The following is an 11119-nucleotide window of genomic DNA, read 5'->3' as shown; positions in this document are numbered from 1 at the left end:
TCAGGTTACTCACGCCAGTGAACATAACATTATGTCAACATTCAGCAGTACTGCTTTGTTGACTTCGATGGATCGCTGGAAGGGGAGTCGGAGTATGACGGCGGGCCGGGAAGAGGTCGACCACGAGCGACTCGTGGCGGCGTTGCGGAAGTCGGTGCGTGACAACCGACGACTAGCCCGCCGGTACACCGAGCTGAGGGACCGACTGGACGAACCGGTGGCGGTCGTCTCCATGGCGTGCCGTCTGCCGGGCGGCGTGCGGACTCCCGAAGATCTGTGGGAGCTGGTCGACACCGGGAAGAGCGCCGTCGGTCCGTTGCCCGAGGACCGCGGCTGGGACCTCGACACCCCGCACGGGTCGCGCACCGGGCCGGCCGGGGGCTTGCGCACCCGGCGCGGCGGATTCCTCGCGGACGCCGCCGACTTCGACGCCGCCTTCTTCGGCATCACCCCCCGCGAGGCCGTGGCGATGGACCCGCAGCAGCGGCTCCTGCTGACGACGGCGTGGGAGGCCGTGGAACGCGCCGGGGTCGTGCCCGGCACACTGCCGGGACGCCCGGTCGGTGTCTTCACCGGCGTCCTGGCCTCCGACTACCACCCCGGCTTCGGCCGGGTGCCCGACGGATACGAGGGTTACGTCCTCACCGGAACCGGCACCAGCCTGGTGTCCGGCCGCATCGCCTACCTCCTCGGGCTGCACGGTCCGGCGATCACCGTGGACACGGCCTGCTCGTCCTCCCTCGTCGCCGTTCACCTGGCCGTCCAGTCCCTGCGGTCGGGGGAGTGCGAACTGGCCCTGGCGGGTGGCGCGACCGTCATGGCGACCCCGCAGACCCTCGTGGAGTTCGCCGTACAGGGCGCGCTTGCGGCGGACGGGCGCTGCAAGGCGTTCGGCGCCGACGCCGACGGGACCGTGCTGGGCGAGGGCGCGGGGATGCTGTTGCTGGCCCGGCTGTCCACGGCCGAACGTCTGGGCCTGCCCGTGCTCGCTGTCGTACGCGGCTCGGCCGTCAACTCCGACGGCGCCAGCAACGGGCTGACCGCCCCGAACGGCTCGTCGCAGCGCGCCCTGATCCGAACCGCCCTGTCCCGGGCCGGACTCACGGGCGCCGACGTGGACCTGGTGGAGGCGCACGGCACCGGAACCGCGCTCGGCGACCCCGTGGAGGCCGACGCGCTCATCGACACCTACGGCCAGGACCGCGCGGACGACCAGCCGCTCTGGATCGGCTCCGTCAAGGGCAACGTCGGCCACACCCAGGCCGCCGCCGGCGTGACCGGCGTCATCAAAGCGGTGACGGCCATGGTGGCGGGGCGTATGCCGCGAAGTCTCCACGCGGAGGAGCCCACCGCTGCCGTTCGGTGGTCGCGGGGGGCGGTCCGGGTCCTCGCCGAGGCCCGCGCCTGGCCGCGGCCAGGCAGGCCGCGTCGCGCTGCCGTGTCCGCGTTCGGGCTCAGCGGCACCAACGCCCACGTGATCCTCGAAGAGCCTCCCGCCACCGGACCGGCGGCGGCCGGGGGTGTGTCCGCCGGGTCCGGCGCCGGCCGCCCGCTCGTGTTCCCGTTGTCGACGCGGACGGCCGAAGCGCTGCCCGAGCAGGCGGCGTCGCTGCTCGCCCATCTGACGGACCGTCCGGACCTGCCGCCGGCTGCCGTCGCCCGCACGCTGGCCGTCGGCCGCACGCGGTTTCCGCACCGCGCGGCCGTGGTGGCGGCCACCAGGGACGACCTGCTGGAAGGCCTCGCCCGGCTCGCCGACGGTGAACCGGGGTCCCCGGGTTCGGAGGCCGGCGGGTCCCCGGACCTGGCGGAGGCCCGTGAACTGGCGGCGCGCTTCCGGGCGGGGGCCGACGTCGACTGGAGCGCCCTCTTCGGCTCGGCACCGCCCCGCACGGTGCCGCTGCCCACGCACCCCCTCCGACCCCGTCGCCACTGGTGGCCCCTCACCGCCGCACCGGCCCCGCGTTCCCGCACGTCGTCGGCCGGAGCCGTGACGCCGGCCGACGACATGGCGGTGGGACCCGTGGCCGCGGCGGTGACGGTCCTGGGGGCGGTGCCTGGCGGCATGGCACCGGGCGACGGCGCGGGGGCCGGGTACGGGGTGGCGCCTGAGGTGGCCGTGGAGGGTCAGGCCGTCCGGGAGGGTGCCGCGGCTGCTGGTGGTGAGGTGCCTGTACAGGGGCCCGCGACGGTGCGGGGTGTGGGGGCTGACAGCGGTGTGGTGGCGAAGGACGTGTCCGTGTCCGGGCCCGGCAGCGGGGCGGAGACCGGGACGCCGGTGGCGGCCGAGAGCGTGCGGACGGCGGGCGACGGCGCGGGGGCCGGGTACGGGGTGGCGCCTGAGGTGGCCGTGGAGGGTCAGGCCGTCCGGGAGGGTGCCGCGGCTGCTGGTGGTGAGGTGCCCGTACAGGGGCCCGCGACGGTGCGGGGTGTGGGGGCTGACAGCGGTGTGGTGGCGAAGGACGTGTCCGTGTCCGGGCCCGGCAGCGGGGCGGAGACCGGGACGCTGGTGGCGGCCGAGAGCGTGCGGACGGCGGGCGACGGCGCGGTGACCGGAACCGGTGGAGCGGCCATGGACGCGGGGGCGGTCCAGGGCGTCCGGATGCCAGCGCAGGTGGCCACGGCCACCACCGGCCATGGTCCGGCCGTAACCCCGCAGGGGTGCGAGCCGGAGCGGCTGGACGTGCTGGTCAAGAGCTCGGTGGCGGCCGTGGCGGGCCACGAGGACTGGCGGCTCGTCGACGCCGACACCGCGTTCCGCGACCTCGGACTGACCTCGCTGGGGCTGACGGAACTGCATGAACGGCTGCGCGAGGCGACTGGCCTGCCCCTGCCCACCGGACTGCTCTTCGCGCACCCGACCCCCCGTGCCCTCGCCGCCCAGCTCGGCGGCATGCTCGCGCGCCCGACACCGGCACCGGCCGGACACCCCGGACCCGCCCCGGCACCCCGCCCCGTCCTGGACGATGCCCGCTCCGCCCCGGACCACGACGCCATCGCGATCGTGGGCATGGGCTGCCGCTATCCGGGCGGCGTCACCGGCCCGGAGGAGCTGTGGCGGGTGGTCGCCGGGGAACGGGACGCGACCACCGGATTCCCCGAGGACCGGGGTTGGGCGGTGAGCGGGCTGCCGGACGGTGCCGCGCGTGGCGGTTTCCTGGACGACGTCACGGCATTCGATCCCTCGTTCTTCCGGATCTCCCCCCAGCACGCCACGGCGATGGACCCGCAGCACCGGCTGCTGCTGGAGATCTCGTGGGAGGCCCTGGAGCGGGCCGGAATCGACCCGCTGACACTGCGTGGCTCCCGGACCGGGGTCTTCGTCGGCATCGCCCTCCAGGACTACCGGCCGCGTGACCCCGGCACCGCCGGCCACCGGGCCCTGGGCACCGCGCCGAGCGTCGCCTCCGGCCGGATCGCCTACCACCTGGGACTCCACGGCCCGGCGGTCACGGTGGACACCGCCTGCTCGTCCTCGCTGGTCGCCCTGCACCTGGCCTGCCAGTCGCTCCGGTCGGGCGAGAGTGCGCTCGCACTGGCCGGCGGGGCCACCGTACTGGCGACACCCGAGGCCTTCACCGAGTTCCACGCCTTGGGCGGTCTCGCCTCGGACGGCCGGTGCAAGGCCTTCGGTGAACAGGCCGACGGCACCGGATGGGCGGAGGGCGCGGGAGTGCTGGTGCTGGAACGCCTGGCGGACGCGCGCGCCGCCGGGCACCCGGTGCTCGCGGTGGTGCGTGGCAGCGCCGTCAACCAGGACGGCGCCGGCAACGGTCTGTCGGCTCCCAACGGCACGGCGCAGCAGGCAGTCATACGCGACGCGCTGGCCGCCGCCGGCGTCCGCGCCGCACAGGTGGACCTGATCGAGGCACACGGCACCGGGACCCGGCTGGGCGATCCGGTGGAGGCCGAGGCCCTGCTGGCGACGTACGGCACCGACCGGCCGAGCCCGGCCTGGCTGGGGTCGCTCAAGTCCAACATCGGTCACACCATGGCGGCCGCAGGCGTCGGCGGTGTCATCAAGACCGTCATGGCGATGCGTCACGGCAGCCTCCCGGCGACCCTGCACGCCGGGCGGCCCACGAGCCGGGTCGACTGGAACACGGGACGGCTGCGCCTGCTCACCGACGCCCGCGACTGGCCCGTCCGGGACCGGCGCTTGGCGGCGGTCTCCGCCTTCGGTATGAGCGGGACCAACGCCCACGTCGTCCTGGAGGAGGGCAGGCCGGCTGAGACCGCCCCGGCGCCCTCGGCTTTCCCGGCGGCTCCGGCGCCCTCGGCCGTCCCGGTGCCCGTTGGCGGTGTTCCGTCGCCGGGTCCGTCGGCCACCGTCGGCGCCGCTGGACCGGCCGGGGCTCCTGGGTCCGCCGGGCCCGCCGGTGCCGCGTCGCCGGATGCCTCGGTGCCGGCCGAGCCGGTGGCCTGGCCGGTGTCCGGCCACACCGACGCCGCGCTGCGCGCCAATGCCGGCCGCCTGCACGCCTGGCTGTCCGAGCGTCCCGGCGTGACCGCCGCCGAGGTGGCCCACGCCCTCGCCCGGCGTTCCGCCTTCCGTCACCGCGCGGTCGTCACCGCCGGCACCAGGGCCGGGCTCCTCGACGGTCTGCTGGCCGTGACGGAGGGCAGGCGGTACGCGGGGGCCGTGGAGGGCGTACCCCGGCACGACGCCGTGCTCCTCGGCGTCCTGTCCCCCGGCGTCGCGGACGGCGGGCCGCGGAACTGGCGCGCGTACGGCATGGTGCCCGAGCGGCTGCTGCGGCTCGGGCGGGACGGCGGCGCCGCCGCGCGTACGGCGTTCACGGGTCCCGGGCACCACGTGGTCGTGTGCTTCACCGACGGTGACAGCAGCCTGTCGGACCTGGTCCGCGAGGCGGCCGTGGAGGCGGGTGCGTCGGCGCAGGTGCTGTCCGTGCCCGTCTCGCCCGACCCGGCGACGCTCGCGGACGTCCTGGGACGCGCGTGGACCCTCGGCCTCTCCGTCTCCTGGCCGGCGGGGGAGATCCCCGGGCCCCCCGTCGAACTGCCCACCTACGCCTTCCAGCGCAGGCGCCTCTGGACGGCGGAGCAGACAACCGAACCCCGCGCCGGCGGTGCGCCGGCCGAGGTTCCGGCGGGTTCCGCGGCCGGGTCCGGCAGGGTGTCACCGGACCGGGCCGTCACGGGTTCCGGGCGGGAGGCCGGGAGCGTGCCGACCGCCGCTGCCGTGGAGGTCGCTGCCGTGGGGTCCGCTGTCGGCGAGGCCGCTGTCGGGGTGGTCGCTGCCGTGGGGCCCGCTGTCGGGGAGGTCGCTGTCGGGGAGGTCGCTGCCGTGGGGTCCGCTGTCGGCGAGGCCGCTGTCGGGGAGGTCGCTGCCCTGGGGTCCGCTGTCGGCGAGGCCGCTGTCGTGGAGCCCGCTGCCGTGGGGCCCGCTGTCGACGAGGCCGCTGTCGTGGAGGTCGCTGTCGAGGAGCCCGCCGTCGTGGAGGTCGTCGGCACCTACGACTCCGTCCTGTCCGTCGTCGTGAGCCTCACCGCGGGCCTGCTCGGTGTGGACGAGGACGCCGTGGACCCCGGCCAGGGCTTCTTCGCACAGGGGATGGACTCACTGACGGTCACCTCGCTGTGCGAGCTACTCGCTGACCGGCTGCACCTGACAGTGGACCCGACCGCCTGCTTCGACCACCCCACCCCCGCCGACCTGGCCCGCCACCTGACGGGTCCGGTGCCGAGCCCGCTCGCTGCCCCGCCCGCGCCGGCCACTTCCATGCCGCCCGTCGAGGCGGTGCCCCAGCCCGCCGCACCTGTCGGCTCCACGGAGCCCTCGGCGCCCGTCCGGGCCGCGCGCCTCTCCGTCCGCCCACCCGCCGCGATCGCCACGACCCCCACCCCCGCCGCGGGAACCACACCGCCACTCCCCACCACGCACACCACCCCGGCACTGTCGACCACGCGCACCCCCGCCTCGCCGTCGCCCACGCGTGCCCGCGCCGCCACCGGCAGGACGGCACCTCCCGCCGCGACCGCTCCCGTCACCGGGCCGACGGCCCCGCGCGCCGCCCGCACCGGTGGCTCCGACGCCATCGCCGTCGTCGGCATGGCCTGCCGGCTGCCCGGCGCCGACAGCCCCGAAGCGCTCCACCGGCTGGCGGTCGAGGGTGGGGACGCCCTTCGCGAACTGCCGGACGGGCGCTGGGACGCCGAGAGGTTCCACACCGCCGCGCCCGGCGCCCCGGGCATGATCACCGCCCGGCGGGCCGGGCTCCTGCCGGACATCGACACCTTCGACGCCGCGTTCTTCGGCATCGCGCCGCGCGAGGCGGCGTACATGGACCCGCAGCAGCGGATGTTCCTGGAAGTCGGCTGGCACGCGCTGGAGGCGGCCGGTCTGGCCGCGGACCGGCTGGCCGGGACCCGCACCGGGGTGTTCCTCGGCATCACCGGCGCGGACTACACCCAGAGCACCTTCCAGCACGTGCCGCCCGAGAGCCTGGACGGCTACGTCCTCACCGGCGCCGCCTCCACCTTCGCCGCGGGCCGGCTGTCGCACCGGCTGGGACTGAACGGACCGAGCCTGTCCGTGGACACCGCCTGCTCCTCCTCGCTGACCGCGCTGCACCTGGCCTGCCAGAGCCTGCGGGCGGGCGAGTGCGGCGCCGCGCTGGTCGGCGGGGTGAACGCGCTGATCGCTCCGGAGCCGTTCGTCGTCCTGTCCCGCGCCGGGATGCTGTCCCCCGACGGCCGGTGCAAGCCGTTCGACGCCGCCGCGAACGGTTACGCCCGCGCGGAGGGCTGCGTCGCGGTGGTCCTGCGCCCCTTGGCGGACGCCCTCGCGGACGGCGATCCGGTCCTTGCCGTGATCCGCGGCTCGGCGGTCCGGCACGACGGCTCCAGCAGCGGCGTCACCGTGCCCAACGGCGGCGCGCAGCGCGCGGTCGTCCGCCAGGCCCTCGCCGACGCGGGGGTCCGCCCCGCCGACATCGGCTACGTCGAGACCCACGGCACCGGGACCGCGCTGGGTGACCCCATCGAGCTGCGGGCCCTGGGCGAGGTGCTGTCCGAGGACCGTTCCGCCGGCAGCCCGGCGGTCATCGGCGCGATCAAGGGCAACGTGGGCCACCTGGAGGCGGCGGCCGGGCTGGCCGGCCTCGTCCACGCCATCGAGACCCTGCGCACCGGGCGCATCGCCCCCATCGCCCATCTGAGTACGGTCAATCCGGCCATCGGTATCGACGCGCTGCCGCTCGTCCTGCCCACCGCCGCGCGGCCGTGGCCGCGCGGCGAGCGGCCCCGCCTGGCCGGTGTCAGTTCCTTCGGTGCCAGTGGGACCAATGTGCACGTCATCCTGGAGGAAGCCCCACGCACCGCGGAGCGGGAGCCCGAGCTGGAGCCGGAGCCCGAGCAGAGGTCGGCCCCGTCGGCCGTTCGGCAGCCGGAGCCGGAGCCGGAGCCGACGTCCGAACGGCCGGTCCGACGCGAGCGGCTGATCGTACTGTCGGCCCGCGACGAGGAGGCACTGCGCGCACTGGCCGACGCCCATCGCGCGGCTGCGTCGGCACCGCTCGCGGACCTCGCCCGCAGCACGGCCACCGGCCGCACCCACTTCCGGCACCGGCTCGCCGTCAGGGCCGCGACACCCGAGGAGTACCGCGCCCGCCTCGCCGCGCACCTCGACGGCCGGCCGGCCACCGGGGTGCACACAGGCCGCGCGCCCGCCCGGCCGCCGCGCATCGGGTTCGTGCTCACCGCGCAGGGCGCCGCGTCCCCGTCCGCGGCCAGGGCTCTGTACGGTACGGATCCCGCCTTCCGCGCCGATCTCGACCGGTGCGACACCCTGTTCGCCGAGCGGCTCCCGCACGGCCCGCGCCTGCTGGACGTGCTGTTCGCGCGGTCCGGCGCCATGGAACCGGGCGCCGGTGAAACCCGGGCACGGGCCGTGGAGTTCGCCGTGCGGTACGGGCTGCTCCGGCTGTGGGAACGCTGGGGCGTACGCCCCGCCGCGGTGCTGGCCGGCGGCACCGGCAGCCACGCCGCCGCCGTCGCGGCCGGCGCGGTCTCCCTGGCGGACGCGCTGGCGCTGATCGCCGACCCGACCGCGGAAGCCACCTGCGCGGTGCCCCGGCTGCCACTGGTCTGCGCGACGAGCGGCGAACCCGTCGCGGAGGACGGGCGGGCCGTGCGCGACATGCTCGACCGTGCCGCCCGGCCGGGCGGGGCCCCCGCCGCGGGCGCCCGCCTCCTGGACGCACTGGACTGCGCCCTGTACGTGCACCTGGGCCCCGAAGAGCCCGCCCTCGCCCACGCGTCCCAGGCCGCCCCGCGCCGTCACATCGTGGCCCCGCTTCCCGGTGCCGAGGACCCCACGGGTCTCCTGGCCGCACTCGCCGAGCTGTACGTCACGGGCGCCGGAATCGACTGGGAACGGGTCTACGAGCATGCGTCCGGGGCCCGGATACCGCTTCCCCCCTACCCCTTCACCCGACACCGCTACTGGTACCCGACGCACCCCCGACCCTCCGCACAGCCGCCCGCTCCCCACACCACGCCGCCCGCCGGCCCGCCGTCCGCCTCGGAGCAGACCGCTCCGCCCGCCGGCCCGCCGTCCGCCTCGGAGCAGACCGCTCCGCCCGCCGGCCCGCCGTCCGCCCCTGGTCCGGTCGCTCGCCCTGCCGCCCCACCGGTCACCCCGGGCTCCGGTGACCAGCCCGCCGGGCCCCCAGCCCCCGCATCCGGCCCCGCCCCCACCCCAGTCCCTGCCCCGCCGGCCGGTCCGCCAGGCGAAAGGCTCCTGACCACCGACTCTCACACCGGCCTCGGCGACTGTGTCAGCGGCGGTACGGCCGTGGTCAACGCCGGCTTCCACATCGAGGCGGCCGTACGCGCCGGGCGGGAGCTGTACGGCACCACGCACGTGCGTCTCACAGGTCTGACCCTGCCGCACGCCATGCTCCTCCCGCAGGACGGCGGCGGTGTGCACACCCGCGTGACGCTCACTCAGCCCACCGAAGGGGGAGCGGGCTTCACCCATCAGGGCCGTGTCGCACCGCAGGAGGCGTGGCGGACGCATGCCCGGGGCACGGTGCTTCCCGGTCCCGTGGCCCCCGCCCGGCTGAGCGCGGCGGACCTCGACGCGATCAGGCGCCGGTGCGCGAGCACCCTGACCGGTCGGGCGTACTACCGCGCCCTGTGGCGGCGCGGCCTGCACCTCGGTCCGTCGGCGTGCTGGCTGACCAGTGTCGCGCGGCGCGACGGCGAGGCGCTCGCCGTGCTGCGGGCCGCCGACGCGGAGGAGGAGGCCGACGGCTGCGCGTTGCATCCGGGCGTGGTCGACTCCGCGCTCCAGCTCGTCTTCGCATGCGAGTCTCCCGGCGCCCCCGCCGACCGCGTGTACGTGCTGGTGTCGATGGAGGAGTACGTCTTCCACGGCCACGACGGCGGCCCGTTGCTGTGCCATTTCTCCGTACGGCCGACCGCACGGCCCGGCGGCACGATCACCGCGGACGTCCAGCTCCTCGACGACGGCCGGCGGGTGGCGGAACTGCGCGGGGTGCGGATGCTGGCCGCGAGCCGCGACACCCTCCTGCGCACACTGGGCACTCCGCACCGGCCCACCGTGCCCGGAGCCCACACGGACCCGGTACGCCGTGCGGACCCCGTGCCGCCGGCGGACCCGGCGCCCCACGCGGACTCCGCCCCACCCGACGACCTCCGGCCTCATGCCGACCCGAGGTCCGACGCCGACCTCCGGTCCGACGCCGCTTCTCGGCCCGATGCCGATCTGCGGCCTCATGGTCACCGCCGGGCTGACACCGACCGCCGGCCTGACACCAACCCCCGACCCAACGCCGACTCCCAACCGGACATCGCCTCCCAACCCGCTTCGACCCTCGCGCCCACTACGACCCCCGCCTCCGGTACACCCCCCACGCCGAATGCGGGCCCCCGGCCGGACGCCAGCCCCCTGTCCCGTGCGGGCACCTCCGCACCCCGCGCCGAAGCAGAGGCAGTCGCCCCGGGTGCCGTCGGCCACGGGCCCGCGGGCGCGCCGCGGTCGCGGGCGGGGACGGCCGACGACGTGCTGGCCCTGGCCGCACGCCGAACGGCCCAGGTGCTCGGTGCCGGTGCCGACGCCGTCGGGGACGCGTGGCGCGTCCCCGCGCCGGTCGACGTGGAGACGCCTCTGACCGACCTGGGCATGGACTCGCTGCTCGGCATCGAACTGCGGGATCTGCTCTGCGCGGACCTGGGCGTGGACGCCCCCGTGGAGTGGTTCCTGGAACAACCCACTCTGACCGAGCTGGCGGCCCGTCTCGGCGGCCTGCCGACCGCCGGCGACCGCGCCCCGGACGCCCCGGTACCCGCCGTCGTCGAACGCTTCGCCCCCGGCGGCCTGCACGTCGTCGAGCGGGGCACGGGGGACCCGGTCCTGCTGGTGCACGGCGGCGGCTTCGCCGGGCCTGAGTCGTGGCGGGCGCAGGAGCCCCTCGCCGCCCGCCACCGCCTGCTGGTCGTCTCCCGGCCCGGCTACGGCCGCAGCGAGGAGCACGGTCCGGAGGACTACGTCACGGACGGCCGGCTCCTGGCCGGACTCCTGACCCGGCCGACCCACGTGGTGGCGCACTCCTACGGCACTCTCGGTGCCATGCTGGCCGCCGTCCGGCGCCCGGAGACGGTCCGCTCGCTGACCCTGGTGGAGAGCGCCGCGAGCGCGGCGGCCCGGGGCAGCGAGGCCGTCGACGCCTATGAGCGCGCCGCCCGGGGACTGGTGGCCCGTCCGGGCGCCGACCCCGACGCCTTCTTCCGCAGGTTGTTCGCCCTGATCGATCCCACCACCCGCTACCCGGTGCCGCTGCCAGGAGAGCTGTCCCGTTCCGCTCGCCGGCTCTCTGCGGACACCCGCTGGCCGTGGGAGGCGGTGGTACCGGTCCGCGAACTGCGCGCGGCGCCCTTCCCGGTCCTGGTCGTCAGCGGTGGCGCGCGCCCGGTCTTCGAGCGGATCAGCGACGCCCTGGCCGAGCAACTGGGCGCCCGCCGTCTGGTCGTGCCCGGCGGTCACGCCGTGCAGAACACCGGAGCTCCCTTCAACACCGCGCTGGAGGAGTTCTGGTCCACCGGCTGATCAACGGGCGGGGGGACGGGCGCC

Annotated in this window: 1 protein-coding gene; it reads left to right on the top strand. The window is 76.2% G+C overall.

Features of this window, described 5'->3' with window-relative positions; genetic code table 11:
* Positions 1 to 94 precede the first annotated feature (94 nt).
* Entirely contained in the window at positions 95 to 11095 is an 11001-nt protein-coding gene (locus tag ACH4LD_RS35875; RefSeq protein WP_398057336.1) for an alpha/beta fold hydrolase, read from the top strand.
* Positions 11096 to 11119: the final 24 nt, after the last annotated feature.

Source organism: Streptomyces sp. NPDC017676 (assembly GCF_044329325.1).
GTDB lineage: Bacteria > Actinomycetota > Actinomycetes > Streptomycetales > Streptomycetaceae > Streptomyces.
Note: the sequence above shows the minus strand (reverse complement) of the source record. Positions and strands in the feature narration are given on the sequence as shown.

Excerpts from the sequence above, each read along its gene's own strand:
- ACH4LD_RS35875 (WP_398057336.1), top strand. The coding sequence starts at position 95 with ATGACGGCGGGCCGGGAAGAGGTCGACCACGAGCGACTCGTGGCGGCG.